This is a genomic window from Nostoc sp. ChiQUE01b, assembly GCF_034531255.1.
GTDB lineage: Bacteria > Cyanobacteriota > Cyanobacteriia > Cyanobacteriales > Nostocaceae > Nostoc.
Map to the genome: position 1 here is coordinate 30,964 of NZ_JAVRBM010000035.1, position 22,002 is coordinate 52,965.

A 22,002-nucleotide genomic window follows, 5' to 3' on the forward strand; every position below is an offset into this window, starting at 1 on the left:
TGCGAATCCCCTGTGGGGCAATCCTTACATTTATGAGGATGGTTCTCAACCCACCCCCGCAGAGCGTGATTTAATGAGCCGCTACAGTTGGGGAATTCCAATTCAGACAATAGCTCAACTAGCTCCCCAATATATTTCGCAGGATGCCTTGCCTGCGTCAAATAGCCCCTCGAATGAAGGACTACCTGCAATAGCAAATGAGGTAAATAGCATTGCTCAAGAGATAACAGTCTTAATCAAATTGCCAAAGGGTAACGGTTCAGGGGTTATTATTGCCAAGAAGGAAAATACTTACTATGTACTAACTGCTGAACATGTGTTGCGAGATCAAACTAATTTGGAAGTTAAAGTTGTCACCCCTGATGGAAATAGCCATATAGTTAAAGTTAGCGACAACACAGTGAAAAAACTATCAGTAGACCTAGCAGTATTGCAATTTACTAGCAGCGAAAACTACCAAGTTGCAACTCTGGCGAACCATGATTTAGAAAAAAAGGGTGGTTTAGTTTTCGTTTCTGGATGGGTAGGCTCAAAACCAAATGAGGGAAAAATTATTCCTCTATTCACTGCTGGAACTCTTTTCGAGAAACAATGGGGAATTTTACAGGCGAAAGACCCAGTTCGTTTAACTTACGGCTATGGTTTAGTTTATACTAACGTTACTGAGGGTGGAGTTAGCGGTGGACCTATTTTAGATTCTCGTGGAGATGTTATTGGAATTCACGGAAGAGCAGAAGCAGAGGTAGTGGTTGAACAAGCTGGCTATGGCCGTCGTACCATGAATCTTGGTTATAGCCTTGGTATTCCAATTAGTACCTTTTTGAGTTTACTTACTCACACAGGGATAGAGTCAGGGCAACTAAAAATTTACAACAAACAACCATTACCACTAACAGATAAAGAACAAAATTCTATAGTTAAAGCTTTACTTAAGTTAAAACAACCAACAGATAATAGCGATGCAGTCGCTTGGCTTAATTTTGGTAATCAGCAGTGGCGTTTATCTAACTATGAAGATGCACTGGCAGCTTTTGATCAAGCGATAAGAATCAGTCCTAAACTCTATGAAGCCTGGTATGCGCGTGGATTGTCGCTATTAAGTCAAGAAAAATACTCAGAAGCTTTAGATGCTTTTAATAAAGCAATTCAAGCTAGCCAGGAAAGTAAGAAAGAATTTGCTCCTGCTTGGCGAGGTAGAGGTCAAGCTTTAATCAATTTAAACAGATATAAAGAGGCTTTGGAATCATTTGAAAAAGCGATCGCACTGAAGCCCGAGGATTTACTTGTTTATATTTGGCAAGGAACTGTACTGCAAACATTGGGACGTTATGAAGATGCTATTATAGCTTATGACAAGGCAATTGGAATTAAACCTCATCCTTTGGCATACTATAATCGGGGTTTAGTTTACGGTTATTTAGGACGTAGACAGCAAGCCATCGCAGATTTTAAAAAAGTTATAGAGATTTCTCCCGACTATGCTGATGCATATATAAGTCTGGGTCATGAAGAATATACATCGGGAAATAAAAATGCAGCCTTAGATTATTTCAACAAAGCTATTCAAATTGCCCCATATTATGCTGGGGGCTATTTCAACAGAGGTATTTTTAGATATTATTTAGAAGATAAACAGCAAGGAATAAATGACTTAGGAAAAGCAATACAACTTGACCCCAAAAATCCGTATTTTTATTTTAGATGGGGTGGAATTTATTATAACGAAGGAGACTATCAAGAAGCTATTAGATATTATGATAAAGCCCTTAAAATTAATCCATTGATTGGAGAATTTTATTATTCTAGAGGGCTTGCTAATTATAAGATAGAAAATCCCAAGGCAGCCTTAGAAAATTTTCAACAAGCTGTGAGACTATTTACAGAACAAGGAAAAGATTTCTTTTCAAAACAAGCACAGGCTAGAATACAAGAGATTCAAAGTTTTTCATCAAATGTTGATTTACGAAATGTTGCTACATATCAAGGAAATGCTTTAAATACAACTTATAAATATCCTGGTCATGTCACTATAAAGATAGCTGAAATAGATTTTAAATCTCGTAAAATTAAAGTTCAAATAGAGTTTACTCAAGGGCTTAATGGAGAGGGACTACTTGAAGGAGTTATAAATTCAAATAATGTTGCGGATTTATCAGGAATTGTTGGCACTTTAGAAACTGCTGGTTTTTTTGATACTAAAGTGAAAATTGAATTTATAGGAAATGATAAATTGAAAGGTGTATATACTCTTGAGGCTGGAGCTAATAATATTGCTGGAAGAACTCAAAATGGTGAGTTTACTGCTACGAAGGTTAAGGAAGTAAGCCAAGATAATTCCAGCAAGGAAGGATTAAATACTCAAGATGCAGAAGTCTACCTAAAAAGAGCTAACGCTCGCCGTAGCCAAGGAGATTATGATGGAGCGATTACTAATTATAACGAAGCGATTCGCCTTAAAGCTAACTATGCAGAAGCCTATTTTGGTCGAGCCATCGCCTTCGCCTTAGCTCAGAAAGATGAAAAGCAAAAAGCGATTGAAGATTTTAACACAGTATTACGTCTACAACCTAATTCGCTAGATGCTTACTATTATCGAGGATTGGTACGTGCGGATTTGAAGCAATACAAAGAAGCGATTGAGGATTACACTCAAGTGTTGCGTCCTCAAGAATTTTCAGGGATAGGTGTTAAAACAGAACTTAATCCGCAAACGAAAGTATTGATAGTTACTGAGATAATTAAAAATTCTCCCGCTCAAAGAGGTGGACTGAAACCAGGGGATCAAATTTTAGCAATAGATGGTAAGTCTACTACCGGTATGAATTTAGAACAGGCGGTTCAACTAATTCGTGGCAAAGTGGGAACATCTGTAAAATTGAGAGCGATCCACGCTGACAAAAGTGCTTTTAATGTAAGCATCATCAGAGCGCAAATTTTTGACTCTAAATTTGCTGAAGTTTACTACAATCGAGGACTTGCTTACGCTAAACAAGGAGATAAACAGAGAGCGAGTGAAGATTTTCAAAAATCCGCAGAATTGTATCAGCAACAAGATAATAAGGAAATGTACAAAATAGTAATGGACAAAGTAAGAGAACTTCAGAAGTAGTCTTCTATGATTAAATATCGTTTACCTAATCCATGATAAATCCTGTATAGTTGTGATGCTATTACTCTCTGTCTAATTTAAAATAAAAAAAACGAAACAAGATAGGATATATTACCGTAAATGGGGTAAAAGTGGCCAAGCTGTCACCTTTATTTTTGTAACCATTTTGTAGTAAGACTTTCAGGTGTAACGTGGCGGCTGGTGATGGGAGTTGTAGCATTAATCGATTTTAAACGAATTAATCATGTGCTGTACTTTTGGCTCGAATTGAGAAAACTTATCCTGTTTCGCCACATAGGTAATGACATAAAATTTATCGTTATTTAACGTCCAAATTTGTTTTTTTTTATAACTCTGCCCTTGAGATTTTTCTGTGTATATTATTTGACGCGCTTCCTTACCAGCTAACAGTACTGGATGTGGAGAAATAATATCCTTTGTCAATTCATGACTAATTTGATTAACGGTTTTTTGGGTATATTCGTCTAATGTTTTTGGTGATTCTGGAGTGTCAATACTAATTAGGACATATTCTTGAAAAGTATCAAATTGATTTTCTTTCTCAGAGACGAATTTAGCAATTTCACCTTTAATTGGGTCTCCTTTTCTAGCTTGCCAATTTGGGGGATATTCTATGCTAACTTTATAATTTTGATTAGAATCTTGATTAAAATCTTGATTGGAATCATAAAACAAAAAAGGATTTTTTAAAAAAGGGAATATAAGTAAACTAGAAACAAAGGTGATAATGCCAATAAATAGCGCAAGCTGACGAGTAATTATCACTTTATTGTTTTTTGTTTTGGTCTCAGGAGTGACATTGCTATTCTGGGATACTTCTGGGACTACAACTCTGGTTCCAGATTTTTGCTGATTCAGAGTGTTCTGATAGTCGAAAGTTTGTTTGCGTTCGCGTGGCGGTAATGCTGGTAATACACGCGGTGCAAGCTCTACCTTCTTACCCAATGGGGGTTTCAGGTTAAGCGGTTGATTGGTAAGACGGCGGTAGAAGGCTTGATATCCCTCTTCGGTATACAAATCGTACCGACTAAACCCGCGAATCATAATAGGAATAAAGTTTCCATCCGTAGAAGAAAGTATAATGGGGACAAACTTTGTGCTTTTTGCATGGGAATCGTAGAGTTCTTGAGTAATAATTGCTCCTTCCCAAGTGACTCCTCGTCCTATACCTAGTTCTTCCCGACCTCGAAATCTGCGATCGTACTGCTCGGTGCAAACTACAACTATAAAATCAGCCCATTCTAGTTGGTTCATCATCCATCGGGGCCACCCCTCCGAAGATGATTCTTCATACTGGTCGATGTTGCAATCAACTCCTTCAGCCCGCAAACGGTTGGCGAGGTCTAAAACCTTGTCTCTATGCTCCTGTGAATCATGACTGTAGCTAATGAAAACCTTTGGGGCGTTAGAAACGGAATTCATGCTATTGTTGGGTTTGAATAAAAATGGTTATTATTTTAAGCCATATCAATCAGTATTGATCCGAGATGTACAACTTTCACGTCGAACATCTCGGATCAAGATGAATAAGGCGATGTCCATAAATGTTATATAATTTATTCACATTTATTTGGACAAAAGTATCTTAAGCTATTTCTTTGAGTATTGTAATTATAATAAAACACATATTTTTTTCTTGAATACCAAAATAATTAATATTTACAGACCATTTCAAATATTTTCCTAACGTTCAATTCGTTACGCTCTCTGCGGGAGCGGGATTATAGCAATATAGTCCTGCTACCGGGACTTAGACAAATTAGGAAGACTGTGTACTCTCATCAATCACTTTTATTTATCGAATTTAAAAAAAAAAGTAATTGCTTGTATGCTAGAAGGTCTTTAAAGTAGAGTTAGCCGGTCAACAATAGGTTGATTGTAAAGTTTTTCTTCGCAGTCGCTTAGGGAAACGAACTCAAAAACTTTGTATCTTTAAATATGAGCTTAAAATATTGCGCCTGTGGTAATCTCTAACAAATCAGAATATGCACTTCTAGCCCTGTTAGAGTTGGCAACCTGCTACCCTAACGGTGAAGCCTTACAAATTCGAGAGATAGCGGCATTGCAAGACATCCCAAACCGCTATTTAGAACAACTCCTGGCAACATTAAGACGTGGAGGTTTAATTAAGAGTATACGCGGAGCCAAAGGTGGCTATGTTCTGGCACGAGATCCCGGAAAGATTACAGTCTTGGATGCTTTTAGCTGCATGGAAGGGTCAGATATTGTTGTCTCTCCCTGTGAGCCGACTCCCAACACGGTAGAAGGTGAGCTAATTCAGGAAGTTTGGCAAGAAGCACGTCAGGCTGCTAACTCCGTTTTGGAAAAATATACACTCCAAGACCTTTGTGAACGAAGATCAATCCGAGAACAGAAGGAACTAATGTATTACATTTAGGAAGGATGACCAAATCATTACTAATTCGTAATTAGTAAATTGAATGATCGTACTTGCCTCAAGATAGAAGATATTTCTCTTAAAAGAGTTGTATTTTGGGAAAAAACCTATCTATGAGGTTGACAATGGAGGCAAAAAGTGAAATCCTCAACCGACACGCACCACTAATCACTGCTGGAATTTTTCTTGGTGTGGGTCTTGGAGGCTTTATAGATGGAATTTTACTGCATCAAATCCTCCAGTGGCATCACATGCTCAGTAACATTAGACCTCTGACAAATAGGGCGAATATAGATTTGAACATGGTATGGGATGGGTTATTTCATACCTTAGATTGGGTATTCACCGTGACAGGACTTGTGTTATTATGGGGTGCTGGAAGACGTGATGATGTTCCTTGGTCATCACAAACCTTTATTGGATCGATACTGATTGGGACTGGGTTGTTCGACTTGGTTGAAGGTTTAATTGACCACCAAATTCTCGGTGTCCATCATGTCAAACCAGGCCCAAATGAGTTAGCTTGGGATTTAGGATTTCTGGCATTCGGTGCGCTACTTGTTGTCATCGGCTGGCTAATGATAAAAAAGTCAAGAGTCATTAGTCATTAGTCATTGGGCATGGGGCAAAACAGTTCCTTTTTTCCGAGTTCCGAGTCCTGAGTAAAGAAGCAAGATTCCCAACTCAGCACTCAGTACGGGCTAAACGCCCCGCTACCGCTAACATGACTCAGCACTCTTGAGGGGCATTGGGCACAAGGGGCAGAGGGGAAAGACTTACTGCTACTTCTCCCCTGCTCCCCTGCTCCCCTGCCCCCTGCCCCCCACTCCCCCTTATGACAGATACTTTTGAAAAAACTAGCTGGAGTTGGCATTTGTCTCAATTCCAACAACAAGCGGGTGAATGGTGGGAATACCAGTTTTACCGCTTTGAACAGGCAATACCCGAATTGCCTACTGGATGGTCAATTAGCCCAAGGCTTGGTGAATTGCTGAAATTCCTGTTTTGGCTGGTACTGGGATTATTTATAGCGTGGGTAGGTTGGCGATTATGGCGAGAATTCAGTCCCTATATATATTCTTGGCTAAATAGAAGTGGCAATCTTACTGATTTTCGCGTAAAAACTCGCTCCAATGAGTCATCCATTGCTCTTTTGTTGGAGCGATCGCAAGAATTTTATCGTCAAGGTAATTACCGTGAGGCTTGCCGTTGTGTTTATTTAGCAATGTTGCAGCAGTTGGATAAAAATGCGATCGCACCCCACAAACTCAGCCGTACTGATGGAGAATATCTGCAATTGCTGCGATCGTCTGTGACTCCCATACAACCTTATGAAACTTTAATTACCACTCACGAGCAATTATGTTTTGGGAATGCCGAGATTTTGCCAGACAATTATGAGCAGTGTCGGCAAGCTTATCGAGAAATTTCCCCGGAATGAAAAAGAGACGCTGCATTGCAACGTCTCTACACAAAACAAACAATATTCTATTTGGTAAAAATCGCGATCGCTCGATCCACAGCTTCCAAAGCAGTATTGACTTCCGCCTCTGTAACAATAAGTGGTGGCACAAATCGGACTACTTTTGGCCCGGCTGGTACTAGCAATACGCCCTCTTTGATGGCAGCATTGACGATATCTGCTGCGGTTATTTGAATATCGGCTCGTAATTCCAAACCGTTGATTAAACCCCAACCCCTAACTTCGCTAATATGCTGAGGATATTTCGTTGCAATCGCTTTCAATCCAGATCGCAACTGTTCGCCCCTGTCTTGCACATTCTGCAAAATATTTTCTCGTTCCAATGTCTGGCAAACACTGAGTGCTACACCACACACAAAAGGATTACCGCCAAAGGTACTGGCGTGTTCCCCTGGTTGAAAAACGTCGCAGAATTTCTTGCTCATCATTGCACCGATGGGGACACCCCCACCTAAGCCTTTAGCACTGGTGAAAATATCCGGTTCAACGCCGAGATGTTCGTAAGCCCATAATTTGCCGCTACGCCCCATACCAACTTGCACTTCGTCAAAAATCAACAAAACGCCAGTTTCATCGCAAATTTTCCGGAGCTTTTTGAAATAGGCAACATCTCCTGGACGTACACCGCCTTCTCCCTGCAATGGCTCGATCAGAATCGCCGCTACCCGATAATCGCCTTCATCCAACTCGCTAATCGCCACTTCCACAGCGTTAATATCGTTGTAATTTACGTAGTGGAACCCAGGAACTAAGGGATCAAAGTACTTTTGATACTTCGGTTGTGCTGTAGCGGTAATCGTTGCCAAAGTCCTTCCGTGGAAACTGGCATTGGCGGTTAGAATAATCGGTTTTTCAATGTCTAATACTGTGTGGGCGTATTTCCGCGCCAGTTTAATTGCAGCTTCGTTAGCTTCAGCTCCAGAGTTGCAGAAAAATACGCGATCGGCACAGGAATGATCGACAAGCCATTTTGCCAATTCACCTTGCTCAGGAATGTAATACAAATTAGAGACATGGTGCAGCTTTTGGATTTGGCGTGTTACCGCTTCTACCATCGCTGGGTGGGCATGTCCTAAAGTACAAGTAGCAATTCCCGCTACAAAGTCCAGATATTCCTGCCCCTGCGTATCCCAAACCCGGCATCCAGCGCCCCGTTCTAGGGCTAAGGGAAACCGAGCGTAGGTAGACATGACAGCTTCATTAAAGCTATCTGTATCAAAGGGACTAGATGCTACAGACCCTGAATCTGGGGGGATGGTGGCTTGGTCAACGAGAGTTTGTAGGCTCACTACCGCTCCTCCTGAAAGTTTTTCATTATATAGTTATTTACTAGTTTCCTAGAAATCCCTAAAAAATACTTTTTATTTATGCACAGCTCGTACTTCTTCTTAAGCTAACGCTTATATAACCTCGAACGCACGGCGGTGGTTAAAAAAAACTTTTTACTCAACGCTTGAGCAAGAGTATGAGCGACAGGCAATTTGCATAGGCGCAGCCCAACTTAGGCACCGCAAGTCTTGCATAGAGTCCAGGGGTTTTCTTACGGAGTACATACTTCACTCGTCAACTGCTGTCTAACCTGGGGTTTTAACGGTGCTAGGGTACATGAAGAAATTACCCTTGCTGTGTGTGGGAAAGCTGTAGCATCGCTCAAGTGAAATCACTCCATCATAGTTAATACCCTCTAGGAAAGCTCCCAAAAGGTATTAGTTTTTAAACTATTATTTTCAAAACTATTGATTACTTTTATGAAAGAAGTTGTGTACTATTATGTACTACTTGGATCTGCTGCGTTATCAGAATTCTGGTTAAACAACTTCACTCTGCTCCCACCGCTCACGATAAGGTTGCCTACACTGAACATAAACCCCGTCCCCGCAAAATCGTTCTGTATTCCATCTCCTGCTCCTCCTAGCACTGCGCTCATTTCCTCCTCGGACAGTTCTTCCATCAGTGGGGCTTTTGCATCAGTTTTGTGTAAATCAGTGATTTTAATGTCAGCCATGAGTTTCTCTAATAAATATTTAATTATGTATTCCATACATCAGATTACTGCATATCAACAAACTAGTAAACTATTGATACAAAATTCCCTACTTTTCCCACTTTTCTTACCTTTCCTGCTTTGGAAGCGCTCTCATAGCTTTAAAGTCTCACATCTGAAACCCCTTTACATCAAGAAGGGTTCTGTTTAGTTTTTGGAGTATTACTTGAACAACTTCAGAGGTATAAGAGATAAGTACAAAAAAACTCCCCTCTGCGATGAAGGGAGTTTAGCGATAAATTGAAAATGTTACTGGCTTAGTAGCCCAACAAACATTTCAAGGTGCATCTTAGCTTTGTGCAAATTCAGCAAGTTCTCTTGGTCAAACCTATCGGGGTAAGCCATTCTCCTACCTTCCAAGGTTATTTTGATCAGTGCTGCTTGCTCATCTGTGGGTGAATTCATTTCATCTATCACCCCTTCAAAAAATTGAATGACGCTAAATCCAGGAGATTTTAATCCCCTTCCTTCTCTTACCTGCTGGAGTGCTAGCTGAGGAAATGCCATCAGAGAAGTCATGTAGCTGACTTTGTATGCTGCACTTCCTGTAGGCTTAATACCGTATCCACGGCATAAGTCGCGTAATTCTGGGATAGTTTTGATTTCTAACTCGGAACGCGTGAACATAAAATAGAGTTACCTCTTGTAAAAGTGGTATCGGTAGGTAACAACTTTTCCAGGGATGATACCTACCGATTTAAACTTTATTTCGTTGTTAACATCGATTCAAGCGTTTTTCACATCTCTCAACAATGCCTAACCCTAAAGGTAAACCTGAAAATTTTGGAAATCAACCAAGTAAAGAACTAACCGAACAACTGAACTTTCGGGTTACTAAGGAAATGAAGGAAGAGGTGAAAGCACAAGAAGATCCTCCAGAATTCTGTAGACGCGCTATCCAAGAAGCACTAGATAAGAAAAAAGGTAAGTAGTCCTGAGTTATTGGACTATTAGTTTGACACTCAAATCGTTAGATTGGATGATGGAGTACGCCAATCTCTTGCAATACTCTTTTCGTTGCCTACTTACTTTTAAATGTTTCTTTTGATATCTGTTTAAATAACTATAGATAACTTTAAAGTTAATAGAAAACTAGAAAAAGTAGGTTAAAAGTACTATTGTTACCTCATTCTCAACACTTGAGCAAAAATATCAACGTATCCAAAAGGAGTTGATGGCTGGGGCGATCGCTCTTGGTGGTGTTTTCTTTATTGGCACTTTGTGGTACTCGTTAGTGGAGGGGTGGTCATGGGAAGATGCGGCTTACATGACAATCATCACTTTAGCAACTGTGGGATATGGAGAGACGCATCCACTAGGTAGCCGAGGACGATTATTTACAATTGCCCTGATTTTGTTGGGTGTAGTCAATATCGGTTACATTGTCAACAGATTTACAGAAGCGATCATTCAAGGCTATTTTCAACAAGGAATTCGGCTACAACAACAGAGGCGGTTAATGGAATCCTTATCAGAACATTACATCATCTGTGGATTTAGTCGGACTGGTCGGCAAATTGCCAAGGAATTTCGGACAGAAGGTGTAGCTTTTGTAGTAATTGATTCGGAGACGGAATCAATACAAAGGGCGCAGGCTGAAGGTTATACAGCATACCAAGGTGACGCTACATTAGATGACACACTCCTAAAAGTTGGTATTGAACGGGCGATGTGTATTGTTGCAGCCCTTCCTTCTGATGCTGAAAATTTATATATTGTTTTATCAGCAAAAACACTGAATTCAGGAATTCGGGTGATCGCACGAGCAAGTACAGAAGAAGCTTTGCAGAAGTTACGACGCGGTGGCGCAGATGAAGTGATATCCCCCTATATTACTGGTGGGAAGCGGATGGCTGCTGCGGCACTCAGACCCCAGGTGTTAGACTTTGTAGATGGGATTTTGACAGGTGCAGACCGCCAGTTGTATATGGAAGAATTTTTACTCGACCCGGCTTTCTGTCCTGTTGTGGGTCAAAGTTTGCAAAAGGCGAGATTGCGATCGCAATCTGGGGCATTGGTTCTGGCAATTCACCGTGTTGATGGGACTTTAATCGGTGGCCCCACTGGCGATACGATTTTAATGCCGGGAGATCGGCTAATTGGTATGGGTACAGCAGAGCAGTTGCGTAGCCTGAATCAAATTCTCGGCCCAATGAATTCCAAGAAACTGCGACAACCGAAAAATAACTGATTTTATTTTTTAACAGATGATAAAACTTAGACACAAAAAGACTTTTCACCCAATCCCCAATCCCTTGGTATAAATGCGATCGCCTAGCTATTTTCTGCAAGCCAAGTTTCTAAATTAGTGATCGTGGAAAAGTTCAGCAGTGCGATCGCTCATCGTTTGAGTTGAGATGCAATCGCGGTTGAAAAGGCAGGAGGGCGATGTCTATCGACAAGCCGCTGTGCGTCTACGCACTATGAATGCTAAATGCGTAGTTTACCGCCGCAGGCATCACCAATCTTCTAGCGACTATCTTAAAAGTCAAACGATCGCTACCAGAAAATGCGATTCGCGTTTTGGGATTTTGGGAGTGGATTAATGAAATTGGCACAAGCGATCGCTCATTGAGTTTTTTGGGTGAGTACGTTTCTAATACATAAATGCTACAAACCTAGTGAGTGATCGCGTTTTGGTTTTCCATGAGCGGACAAATAAATCGCCAATATTGTAGTGCGATCGCTCATCGTTATCGCTTTTATGAAATTTTCACTCTGCCCAATTTTCTATTTTCAGGTTTGGAATTTGTGAAAAATCTTTGTAATTACGTGTAACGATTGTTGCATTCTGAGCCAAAGCAATTGATGCAATTCGTAGGTCTTTTTCAATTCTCTTTTTTGCTAGAGCCTTAGAGCTTTGCCTTAATATTTGATAGCGATTTTCGGCATTTTTGTCAAAATTAAAAACAGTTATTACCTTGAAAAACTCGGTAGTTTCCCACAGCTTGGTGTAAAGGTGAGCAAGATTATTAGCTTGTGCAGGATCATTCAATCTCCCAGTCCAACCATTAAATAGCTCTTGCACAGTAATCACGGTAATTGCTACATTATTAGAATGCGTTGCAACTTGAGCAATGATTGACTTATTTCCAGCTAGAAACAGTGAAGCCTGGTCAGTATCGATAATCCATAAGCTCATATTTCACTGTTATCTTCGCGTTCTGCTCTCATTTCTTTGATAATTTCCATAAAATCTGGATCGTCCTGAAAAATTCCAGCAAACTTCATTAAAGGATTCTCCTCTTCCAGTGCTTGTATTGGCGCTGGAATCTTAAAAATTTCGGCTTTGGCTAGACGTTTTTGTAATAGCTGCTGAACTTTTTCAACTGCACCAAGTTTCGTTTTATCTTTTATTTGGCAATCAGGAACTTCTAGGACAGTAGCTGTAGTAAAACCATCAGCTGTAGTTTCTAATAAAATATTCCAGTTATCCACAAGATTTATTTACCTCGACCTGATAAAATTACATTTTCTTTTATTACAATTGTATCTAATTTTTCCAAGATATAGAGAAACGCTAACAAACCCTTGTTGCAACAAGAACACTCTGGAAAATTAAAGACACAACAGCTTACCTTATTCCCATTCGCTAAACTTTCCCAAATCGCCGTTCTCGTTGCTGATAGGCACACAGGGCGCGGTGAAACTCAGCCCGGTCAAAATCGGGCCAGAAAGCATCGGTAATATAAATTTCTCCATAAGCCATTTGCCAGAGAAGAAAATTTGAAAGGCGCATTTCTCCACTGGTGCGAATTAACAAATCTGGGTCAGTAATTCCGGCTGTGTACAAGTGCCTTTCAAACACCTGTTCATTAATTTCATCGGGTTGTAGCATACCTTGCTGGACTTGCTTTGCGATCGCCTGACAAGCTTGTAAAATTTCTTGCCGTCCGCCATAATTAGTTGCTACCGAAAACCGGATACCACGATTATCCTTAGTTTCTTCCATTGAACGGGATATTTCTTGTTGGAGCGATCGTGGCAGGTCTTGCAAATTCCCGACAAACTTAATTTGAACATTCTCTTCGACCATTTCCCGCAGTTCTTGGCGCAAAACTCTTTGAAATAGAGTCATCAAAAAATCTACTTCTTCCTGCGGTCTTTTCCAGTTCTCCGTTGAAAAAGCATAAGCTGTCAACGCCTGAATTCCCCAATCCTGACAACAGCGAAGTAAATCCTTAAGAGCGTCTACTCCTCGTTTATGACCCATAATTCGGGGTAGACCCTGACGTTTAGCCCATCGACCATTACCATCCATAATCACCGCAACGTGCTGCGGCAATAATTCTCGTTTTAAATCAGTAGGTAAATCTTGCAGTTTAGTTTGTTGTGCTGTCATTTTTTATCTCGAGAAGCGGTCGATGGTAATCTGAGTAAACGTGAAACTAGTGCTAGTGTCTTCCCACCTATCCGACGAACAAAACTCAACAGACCAGGAGCACCTGCTTCCCTATCTACGGTTGGAGACAAAACAGCCTCTAATGACTCTTTCAGCGTCCTAATCGTCAGCGGTCTATTTAGGGTTCCCCGTTCCGCTAAGGAAATAGAACCCGTTTCTTCAGAGACAACGACACAAATGCAATTTTCGACCCGCTCAGTAATTCCCATTGCTGCCCGGTGGCGTGTTCCCAACTGGCGCGAGGCTGTGCGTCCCGAAAGTGGTAAAATTATACCCGATGACACAATCCGTGAGCCACGAATCAATGTCGCTCCATCGTGTAACAAAGTTTTCGGCTGAAAAATTGTCTGGATTAGTTCTTTAGAAACTTCCGCATTTAGCTTTACCCCTGGCACAGAAAAATCTCGCTCATCAATTGGCCCTGTGGTTTCCACAATTAATAAAGCTCCAATGCGGTTTTTTGACAATTCTTTAACAGCCTCAACAATTTCATCAATTACACTATCAGATTTGGGGATTGCCAGACGGTCGGGTTGAAACAGCTGGCGGAATTCACCACGCCCCAATTGCTCCAGAAACCGCCGAAATTCTGACTGTAGAGCAACTGCCATCGCCACAGCACAACCAATCACCAACTTTTCTAGTACAAAACTTAGCAGAGGTAGTCCGAATCTGCCACTTAGTCCTGAGGCTAGCATTAAGATAATGAATCCCCGCACCATCCATAGTGTCCGGCGCTCACTAATAATAACTAGTATCATGTACGTCAGCGCCAGCACTAAGACAATATCCAGAGTCCCAAGTAGCAAGGACTGTGACCACCCCAGGTTTGTCAGCCATTGCTTCCACCAATCTCTCATGACATCTGGATTAAACTTTTGTCTCTAATTACAATTAGTCATTAGTCATTAGTCATTAGTCATTTGTAATTAGTTCCTGGCTAATGACTAATGACCAAGGACAAATGACTATTTTTTTAGTCTTTCTGGTAGGCGATCTTGTCGAATTAAATCTTCATAAGTTTCACGTTGCAAAATTAAATTTGCTTCGCCATTCGCCACTACGACTGCTGCCGGTCGGGGCAAGCGGTTGTAGTTAGATGCCATACTGTAATTGTACGCACCAGTTCCCATAACTACGAGAATATCCCCTGGTTCAGTCTTTGGAAGTAGTGCATTTTCAATCAGAATATCTCCTGATTCACAATGTTTACCAGCAATTGTGACTGTTTGGGTTAAGGGAGAAGACATTTTATTGGCAATGACTGCCCGATAAACTGATTGGTAAGTAATCGGGCGGGGATTGTCAGACATTCCGCCATCAATTGCCACGTAGGTACGAATTTCTGGAATAACTTTGGATGAACCAATAGTATAAGCAGTAACGCAAGCCGTGGCAATTAGCGATCGCCCTGGTTCACTCAGTAATTTCGGCAAAGGCAGGTTTTCGGCTGCACAAGCTGCTTGAATTACTTCACAAATCGCCTTCACCCACTCTTCAATGCTAGGGGGATCGTCTGATTCTATATACTTAATCCCTAAACCGCCACCAACATTTAACTCTGTAATCTTTAAACCATACTTTGCGGCATCTCGCAGCCACTGCACCATGAGAGCAGCTAAATCTTGATGCGGTTGGCGCTCAAAAATTTGGGAACCGATATGAGCATGTAACCCTACGCAGTTAATGACAGATTGTTGACTGACAAAAGCAAACAATTCCCCTAGCTGATTGGGATCAAAGCCAAATTTACTATCTAGTTGTCCCGTGCGGATATATTCGTGCGTATGACATTCAATACCTGGAGTCAACCGCAACATAATTCGAGGTTTTTGTAGAGTTGTATACAACTTCTCTACAATTTCTACTATAGTACGTAACTCGTGCCAGTTATCCACCACAATAGTGCAACCGGATTCTATGGCAAAAATTAGTTCCTCACGAGATTTGTTATTGTTATGAAGGTAGATTTTATCAGCACTGACACCCGCTTGTAGGGCGGTGTAGAGCTCTCCCCCAGATGCTACATCTATTCCTAATCCAACAGAAGCCGCGATCGCACAAACTGCTAAACAATTCCAAGCTTTTGAGGCGTACAATACTTGAGATTCGCCCTTGTAGTATTGCTTGAAAGTATCTCGGTACTGCTGACAAGCCGAACGCAAGGTTTCTTCATCTAAAATATATAAAGGTGAACCAAATTGCTCAACTAGGGTTGTGACATCACACCCACCAATCTCCAAGAGGTCATGATCATGAACTCTGGCAGTCAAGGGTAAAAGTTCTTGATTGGGCGATGGATTTGCGTTGGTGTCACGCCTTTGAGGTAAATATTGACTTCCAGAATGTTGAACCCCAGTGGGGTGAGTCGATACCATAACTATAAAAATTTTCCTTGTTCAAATTACGGGCTTTGAGTTCATCTCCCAATTCCCAGTTTACAAAGGGTTTGTAACGTTATTCAATAAATGTGATTTCATTAGACTTAGAAATTAAATTACTCACCCCAGAACATCTGAGTGCCTTGTTAGAACTGGATCGAGCCTGTTTTGGTGGTCTATGGACAATGGAGGGCTACCAACGAGAGTTGGACAGTCCTAACAGCGATTTGCTGGGTTTATTCTCTCCTGTCTATAATTCGAGACTGCTGGGGATGGGTTGCTTTTGGTCAATTTTAGAGGAAGCTCACATTACAATTTTGGCGGTTCATCCCGAATATCACCGTCAAGGTTTGGGACAGGCTTTATTATATTCACTCATTAAGACAGCTTGCGATCGCAAAATGGAGCGAGCTACCCTGGAAGTGCGAGCTTCCAACCTGGGGGCTATATCTTTATATCAAAAATTTGGCTTCAAAACAGCAGGGCGGCGGCGGCGTTACTACCAAGATAACGATGAGGACGCTTTAATCCTTTGGCTACCAGATTTACAACACCCCAAATTTCAAGCAACTTTAGACCAGTGGTATTCCATTGTCAGCGATCGCCTGGACAAATCCTCTTGGCACTTTTTAACTAATTCGTAATTCGTAATTAATTATGAATTATTTTAATAAAGTGTAAAGGTTTAAATCCCCGGCTTCTATCAAGCCACAAGTGTTGTGGCTCTTGTCTTTATCCCCGTTACAACACGGAAAAAGCGAATTGCGAATTGGGTTAGCGAAGCGGTAGCGAGTCTTCTCCCTTGGCGCTAGCCTCTCCCTTTGGGAGAAGGGGAGACGCCAAGGGCGAACGAGCGTCATTGCGAATTGCGAATTGGTTTAAGTGTTAGGGATTATTAATTTTGAATTATTGAGGCTTGCGATCAGCCTCAGCAAAAAAATGCAACTTTGCTACACTAATCTAAATTTAAATATTTGAACAAAAAATGTTTTACTATAAAAATATATTATATAAATTATTTTTGCTTGATATTAAGAAATATATATGTTATAAATAAATGTTTGGGATTGAGTCAAGAAACCCTTAATTTAAGCAATTAGCTATTCGTAATAAATCCCAAAAATGCTGGTGAACTAAAGCTCCTCAGTACACTAGCTAGATAAAAGTAGTCAATAGTAACAATTAGCCTATCAACTCAAGTCATAGCTTCAGGATGTCTATAATCTGTTATACAGGCATCCAAAAGCTTTGCCTGTGCTAAAATCAGCATACCGGCACGACCGCAGATGATGGGATAAAGCCATGTTTGAGCGCTTCACAGAAAAAGCCATTAAGGTAATCATGCTGGCCCAAGAAGAGGCCCGCCGTTTAGGCCACAATTTTGTCGGCACTGAGCAGATCCTCTTGGGTCTGATTGGTGAAGGCACCGGTGTGGCCGCGAAGGTGCTGAAATCAATGGGCGTCAATCTCAAAGATGCTCGGATTGAAGTTGAAAAAATTATAGGCCGGGGATCGGGCTTTGTGGCCGTGGAAATTCCGTTTACGCCACGGGCAAAGCGAGTTTTGGAGCTCTCCTTGGAAGAAGCACGCCAACTGGGGCATAACTACATTGGCACCGAGCATCTGCTGTTGGGCCTAATCCGCGAAGGGGAAGGCGTCGCAGCCAGAGTGCTAGAAAACCTCGGTGTGGATCTATCTAAGGTAAGAACTCAAGTCATTCGGATGTTGGGAGAAACTGCCGAAGTTTCACCAGGCGGTTCATCCGGGCGCACAAAAACCCCGACTCTGGATGAATTTGGTTCAAACCTGACCCAAATGGCGATGGACAATAAGCTCGATCCAGTGGTAGGACGCGCCAAAGAAATTGAGCGGGTGATTCAAATATTGGGTCGCCGAACCAAAAATAACCCAGTGCTGATTGGGGAACCAGGGGTTGGTAAAACAGCGATCGCTGAAGGTTTAGCTTCACGCATTGCCACCAAAGATGTCCCTGATATCCTCGAAGATAAACGCGTTGTCACGCTGGATATTGGTTTACTTGTAGCAGGAACCAAGTACCGGGGTGAATTTGAAGAACGCTTGAAAAAAATCATGGATGAAATCCGCTCTGCGGGTAATGTCATTCTCGTGATTGATGAGGTACACACCTTAATTGGTGCAGGTGCGGCAGAAGGTGCGATTGACGCAGCGAATATCCTCAAGCCAGCTTTGGCCAGAGGTGAGTTGCAGTGCATCGGCGCTACAACCCTAGATGAATACCGGAAGCACATCGAGCGAGATGCAGCGCTAGAGCGGCGTTTCCAACCAGTAATGGTTGGCGAACCTACAGTTGATGAAACAATTGAAATTTTATATGGTTTGCGCGAACGCTACGAGCAACACCACAAACTGAAAATCTCCGACGAAGCATTGGTAGCGGCGGCGAAGTTATCAGATCGTTACATTAGCGATCGCTACCTTCCAGATAAAGCCATCGACTTAGTTGATGAAGCTGGCTCGAGAGTGCGCTTGATTAACTCCCAGCTGCCACCCGCAGCCAAAGAGTTAGACAAAGAACTGCGTCAGATATTAAAAGAAAAAGATGACGCGGTGCGCTCTCAAGACTTTGATAAAGCTGGGGAATTGCGCGATCGCGAAATGGAAATCAAAGCTGAAATCCGGGCGATCGCTCAAAGCAAGACCAATGCAACTGGCACTGAACATGAAGAACCTGTAGTTACAGAAGAAGACATTGCCCACATTGTCGCTTCTTGGACTGGGGTACCGGTGAACAAACTCACCGAATCTGAATCTGAAAAGCTGCTGCATATGGAAGACACCTTGCATCAGCGTTTAATTGGTCAAGATGAAGCTGTGAGAGCAGTTTCACGGGCAATTCGTCGCGCTCGTGTCGGTTTGAAGAATCCTAATCGACCCATCGCTAGCTTTGTGTTCTCTGGACCGACTGGTGTAGGTAAAACCGAGTTGGCGAAATCCTTAGCTGCTTACTTCTTCGGTTCCGAAGAAGCGATGATCCGCTTAGACATGTCCGAATACATGGAGCGTCACACCGTCAGCAAGCTGATTGGTTCCCCTCCAGGTTATGTTGGTTATAACGAAGGTGGTCAACTAACTGAAGCCGTGCGGCGGCGTCCTTACACCGTGGTGTTGTTCGACGAAATCGAAAAAGCACACCCCGATGTATTCAATATGCTGCTGCAAATTTTGGAAGACGGTCGGTTAACTGATGCCAAAGGTCGCACGGTGGACTTCAAGAACACTTTGCTGATTTTAACTTCCAATATTGGTTCTAAGGTAATTGAAAAAGGCGGTAGCGGTATCGGCTTTGAATTCTCCGAAGATGCTAGCGAGTCAACTTACAACCGGATTCGCTCCTTGGTGAACGAAGAATTGAAGCAGTACTTCCGTCCAGAGTTCCTCAACCGACTCGATGAAATTATTGTCTTCCGTCAGTTGAGCAAGCCTGAAGTGACCCAAATCGCCGAAATTATGCTCAAGGAAGTATTTGGTCGTCTTACTGAAAAGGGTATCACCTTAGAAGTTAGCGATCGCTTCAAGGATCGTTTGATCACTGAAGGTTACAGTCCCAGCTACGGCGCAAGGCCATTACGTCGGGCAATTATGCGCCTGCTAGAAGATAGCCTAGCAGAAGAAATTCTGTCTGGTCGCATTAAGGATGGTGATACAGCCTTAGTTGATGTGGATGAGAATGGCGTTGTGCAAGTTAGTTCTCAACAGCGTCGGGAATTGTTACCCCAAGGTGTTGAGTAAGATTTAGGGTTTGGGATTTAAGTCTCAAATAAAAAATTAGAAAACGGTAGAGTATTAATTGCTCTACCGTTTTTTGTATTAAAAAATTAACAACACCTACTTTGCATTTGGTGGTGTAGTTATTATACTGGACTATTCTGGCTTACTCACATAGAGAGAATCATAATGGAACCTATTCTAAGAGGTCATTTCAATAATTTCAAACAAGCATTTGAAATAATTTCTACTACTGCATCTTCTGAAGAAGACAAAAAAAAAGATGCAAAAGCGTTTGAAAAATTTGTAAATTATGTTTTGTTAAGTTTAGATTACCCGGATATTTTTACAGCAGATGCAGAATTGTTAGATTTTGTCTGTATCGGTGGTGGTTACGACACTGGTATAGATGGAATAGGAATCAAGGTTAATGATAGATTAGTGCGAAATAGTGATGAAGTAAGCCAAATTACCCAAGCAAATAAGAAAATCAATGTTGAGTTTGTGTTTATTCAGTCCAAAATGCAGACAAAGTTTGATACTTCAGAATTTACCACCTTTGGAACGGGTGTAAAAAACTTTTTTTCAGATGGTTATTTGACAGAAAATAGTAAAATTAAAGAATTTCGAGATATTAAAAACTTTATCTATTCTGACAATAAAATAATTTCAAAACTTGAGAAAAATCCAAGTATTTATCTTTACTATATTAGCACTGGAACAGAACCGACAGATGAAAACTTTAAGGGAAACCTGAAATTGCTTAAGAAAGAACTTACAGAAGGTGGATATTTTTTTGGCAATGTTGAAGTAAACGTTATAGGTGGAAGGCAACTGATTAAATTTTGCCGAGAATTGGAAAATAAGTTTGAAGTCCAAATGAATATTATTGATATTTTCCCTCTAATTGTAGACTCAAAAGCAGACGTTAAAAAAGCTTATGCCTTTACTTGTAATGCTTCAGAATTTCTGAAAATTTTGGAAAAAGAAGATGGAACATTGCGCCGCTCTTTATTCAATGATAATGTTCGTGATTATTTAGGTGCTAATGGAGCAGTAAACAGTGAAATTGAAAAAACGATAACAGATAGCCCTGAAATGTTCTTGCTGTGCAATAATGGTATTACTATAGTCTGTAGTGATTTTGAGCAAGTTCGGGACAAATTAGTTAAAATTGAGAATCCTCAAATTGTTAATGGGTGTCAAACAAGTAATTCTCTTTTCAATCTTAAAAATACTTCAAATATTAAAAAAGCACAGTTACTTGTAAGACTCATCTCTACAGAAAACTTGAGTATATCTAATAAAATAGTTAGAGGGACAAATAAGCAAAATCAAGTTTTAGACGAAGCTTTTGAGGCCACGCTTCCTTTTCATCAAGAAACTTTAGAGCCATTTTTTCTTGCATTTGAAAATGATGTAAAAATTTATTATGAAAGACGTGCAAAACAATATAACAATGACCCACTTATAAATAAAACGCAAATAGTCAATTTGAGGATTTTAACTCAAGCATTTGTCGGTATGTTTTTAAATTCTCCTCATGCTTCCCACAGACACGAAGCCAAATTGCTAGAAGAATATGCCGGAGAAAAAGAAAAAAGAAAGATTTTTAGAGATGATCATAGCCCCTGCCCATACTACATCTGTACTCTAACTTGGTACATATTTGAGAAATATTTTAGAGAAGAATGGATTGATAAGAAGTACAGACCATATAAGGCACATCTTTATCTAATATTCAAGTATAGCGTTGGCGAATTTCCTCCCAAACAACTTATAAAATCAAGAGCCTTAGATTCCTATTGTGATAAGCTATTAGCTTTTTTGAAAGAACCTCAGTTTAAAAATCAAATAGGCAAAGTATTGTATATGTTTGATACAACACAAAATCTATGGACTGAAAGTAGAAGCCGTTTTAGTATCAAAGATAATAAGGAATTCACGGATTTGCTTATCCAACAATCATGTGAGCATTTTATTCAAAATCAAGTTCCAACAACTGAAAAAGATGCTGAAACAGTTTATAAAGGAACGATTTTCAGAATAAAACAGGAAAATGGGCATTGGTACGGTTTCATTAAACGTGGATACCAATATGAAAATGTATACTTTGATAATCGTGCTTACAAAGGAGATATCAAAGAGTTAGTTTCCAATAAAAACGTCAAATTTGAAATGGGGAATAATGACAGATCCAACTTTGCAACAAATGTTGAATTAATAGATTAAGCAACAAGCCTAACTAATCTGATATTAGTGTTGAGTTTCGTGCCTCAAACTAATTTACATAGATTTTCGTTTTTATCCCAATTGTGAAATTTAGCTGGATGCCTACGGCAAACTTTGCTAACGCACATAGTTATATGTTGAGATGTTGAGATAAAATCAATACAAAGCAGGAATTAAGGAGCAAG

General features: G+C 40.7%; 19 protein-coding genes. 9 read left to right on the top strand and 10 right to left on the bottom strand.

Annotated features, from left to right (window positions below; translation table 11 throughout):
• Nucleotides 1-148 precede the first annotated feature (148 nt).
• The gene (locus tag RMY63_RS21950; RefSeq protein WP_322730791.1) at nt 149-3,109 is read left to right on the top strand and encodes a tetratricopeptide repeat protein; all 2,961 of its coding nucleotides are present in this window, start codon (nt 149-151) and stop codon (nt 3,107-3,109) included.
• A gap of 219 nt (nt 3,110-3,328) precedes the next feature.
• Here RMY63_RS21950 and RMY63_RS21955 read toward each other — a convergent pair whose 3' ends face one another.
• A complete protein-coding gene (locus tag RMY63_RS21955) occupies nt 3,329-4,552 on the bottom strand; it encodes an SEFIR domain-containing protein (RefSeq protein WP_322730741.1) in 1,224 nt (407 codons plus the stop codon).
• A 538-nt stretch (nt 4,553-5,090) separates the two neighbouring features.
• Here RMY63_RS21955 and RMY63_RS21960 point away from each other — a divergent pair.
• The 3 genes from RMY63_RS21960 to RMY63_RS21970 all read left to right on the top strand — a co-directional run bounded on the left by RMY63_RS21960 (nt 5,091) and on the right by RMY63_RS21970 (nt 6,969).
• Complete coding sequence (locus RMY63_RS21960; protein WP_292819127.1) at nt 5,091-5,528, top strand: RrF2 family transcriptional regulator; 438 nt, start codon at nt 5,091-5,093, stop codon at nt 5,526-5,528.
• A 125-nt stretch (nt 5,529-5,653) separates the two neighbouring features.
• Nucleotides 5,654-6,139, top strand: a complete 486-nt coding sequence (locus RMY63_RS21965) for a DUF2243 domain-containing protein (protein ID WP_322730742.1) — start codon at nt 5,654-5,656, stop codon at nt 6,137-6,139.
• A 224-nt stretch (nt 6,140-6,363) separates the two neighbouring features.
• Nucleotides 6,364-6,969: a DUF4129 domain-containing protein gene (locus RMY63_RS21970; protein ID WP_322730743.1), complete on the top strand. Its 606-nt coding sequence runs from the start codon at nt 6,364-6,366 to the stop codon at nt 6,967-6,969.
• Between the two features lie 47 nt (nt 6,970-7,016).
• Here RMY63_RS21970 and RMY63_RS21975 read toward each other — a convergent pair whose 3' ends face one another.
• The 3 genes from RMY63_RS21975 to RMY63_RS21985 all read right to left on the bottom strand — a co-directional run bounded on the left by RMY63_RS21975 (nt 7,017) and on the right by RMY63_RS21985 (nt 9,682).
• Entirely contained in the window at nt 7,017-8,300 is a 1,284-nt protein-coding gene (locus tag RMY63_RS21975; RefSeq protein WP_322730744.1) for an aspartate aminotransferase family protein, read from the bottom strand.
• Nucleotides 8,301-8,779: 479 nt separating this feature from the next.
• A complete protein-coding gene (locus tag RMY63_RS21980; RefSeq protein ID WP_322730745.1) occupies nt 8,780-9,052 on the bottom strand; it encodes a hypothetical protein in 273 nt (90 codons plus the stop codon).
• Between the two features lie 252 nt (nt 9,053-9,304).
• Nucleotides 9,305-9,682 carry a hypothetical protein gene (locus RMY63_RS21985; RefSeq protein ID WP_322730746.1) on the bottom strand — a complete coding sequence of 126 codons (378 nt, stop codon included), beginning with the start codon at nt 9,680-9,682 and terminating at the stop codon, nt 9,305-9,307.
• A gap of 125 nt (nt 9,683-9,807) precedes the next feature.
• Here RMY63_RS21985 and RMY63_RS21990 point away from each other — a divergent pair, with 125 nt between their 5' ends.
• Complete coding sequence (locus tag RMY63_RS21990; RefSeq protein ID WP_322695359.1) at nt 9,808-9,987, top strand: hypothetical protein; 180 nt, start codon at nt 9,808-9,810, stop codon at nt 9,985-9,987.
• A 242-nt stretch (nt 9,988-10,229) separates the two neighbouring features.
• Entirely contained in the window at nt 10,230-11,246 is a 1,017-nt protein-coding gene (locus tag RMY63_RS21995) for a potassium channel protein (RefSeq protein ID WP_322730747.1), read from the top strand.
• Nucleotides 11,247-11,469: 223 nt separating this feature from the next.
• Here RMY63_RS21995 and RMY63_RS22000 read toward each other — a convergent pair whose 3' ends face one another.
• From RMY63_RS22000 to lysA, 6 genes are all read right to left on the bottom strand, one after another.
• Nucleotides 11,470-11,613, bottom strand: coding sequence for a hypothetical protein (locus RMY63_RS22000; protein WP_322730748.1), 144 nt, complete (start codon nt 11,611-11,613; stop codon nt 11,470-11,472).
• 155 nt (nt 11,614-11,768) lie between these two features.
• On the bottom strand, nt 11,769-12,197 hold the full coding sequence (locus RMY63_RS22005; RefSeq protein WP_322730749.1) for a type II toxin-antitoxin system VapC family toxin: 429 nt from the start codon (nt 12,195-12,197) through the stop codon (nt 11,769-11,771).
• Nucleotides 12,194-12,493, bottom strand: a complete 300-nt coding sequence (locus RMY63_RS22010; protein WP_322730750.1) for a hypothetical protein — start codon at nt 12,491-12,493, stop codon at nt 12,194-12,196. The genes RMY63_RS22005 and RMY63_RS22010 overlap by 4 nt, the downstream gene beginning before the upstream one ends.
• A 154-nt stretch (nt 12,494-12,647) precedes the next feature.
• Complete coding sequence (locus tag RMY63_RS22015; protein ID WP_322730751.1) at nt 12,648-13,397, bottom strand: isoprenyl transferase; 750 nt, start codon at nt 13,395-13,397, stop codon at nt 12,648-12,650.
• A complete protein-coding gene (cdaA, locus tag RMY63_RS22020; RefSeq protein ID WP_322730752.1) occupies nt 13,394-14,317 on the bottom strand; it encodes a diadenylate cyclase CdaA in 924 nt (307 codons plus the stop codon). The genes RMY63_RS22015 and cdaA overlap by 4 nt, the downstream gene beginning before the upstream one ends.
• 108 nt (nt 14,318-14,425) lie before the next feature.
• Entirely contained in the window at nt 14,426-15,835 is a 1,410-nt protein-coding gene (gene lysA / locus RMY63_RS22025; RefSeq protein ID WP_322730753.1) for a diaminopimelate decarboxylase, read from the bottom strand.
• Between the two features lie 92 nt (nt 15,836-15,927).
• Here lysA and rimI point away from each other — a divergent pair, with 92 nt between their 5' ends.
• The 3 genes from rimI (at nt 15,928) to RMY63_RS22040 (ending at nt 21,817) form a co-directional block, all read left to right on the top strand.
• The gene (gene rimI / locus RMY63_RS22030) at nt 15,928-16,482 is read left to right on the top strand and encodes a ribosomal protein S18-alanine N-acetyltransferase (RefSeq protein WP_322730754.1); all 555 of its coding nucleotides are present in this window, start codon (nt 15,928-15,930) and stop codon (nt 16,480-16,482) included.
• A 658-nt stretch (nt 16,483-17,140) separates the two neighbouring features.
• Complete coding sequence (locus tag RMY63_RS22035; RefSeq protein ID WP_322730755.1) at nt 17,141-19,609, top strand: ATP-dependent Clp protease ATP-binding subunit; 2,469 nt, start codon at nt 17,141-17,143, stop codon at nt 19,607-19,609.
• Nucleotides 19,610-19,774: 165 nt separating this feature from the next.
• Entirely contained in the window at nt 19,775-21,817 is a 2,043-nt protein-coding gene (locus RMY63_RS22040; RefSeq protein WP_322730756.1) for an AIPR family protein, read from the top strand.
• Nucleotides 21,818-22,002 lie beyond the last annotated feature (185 nt).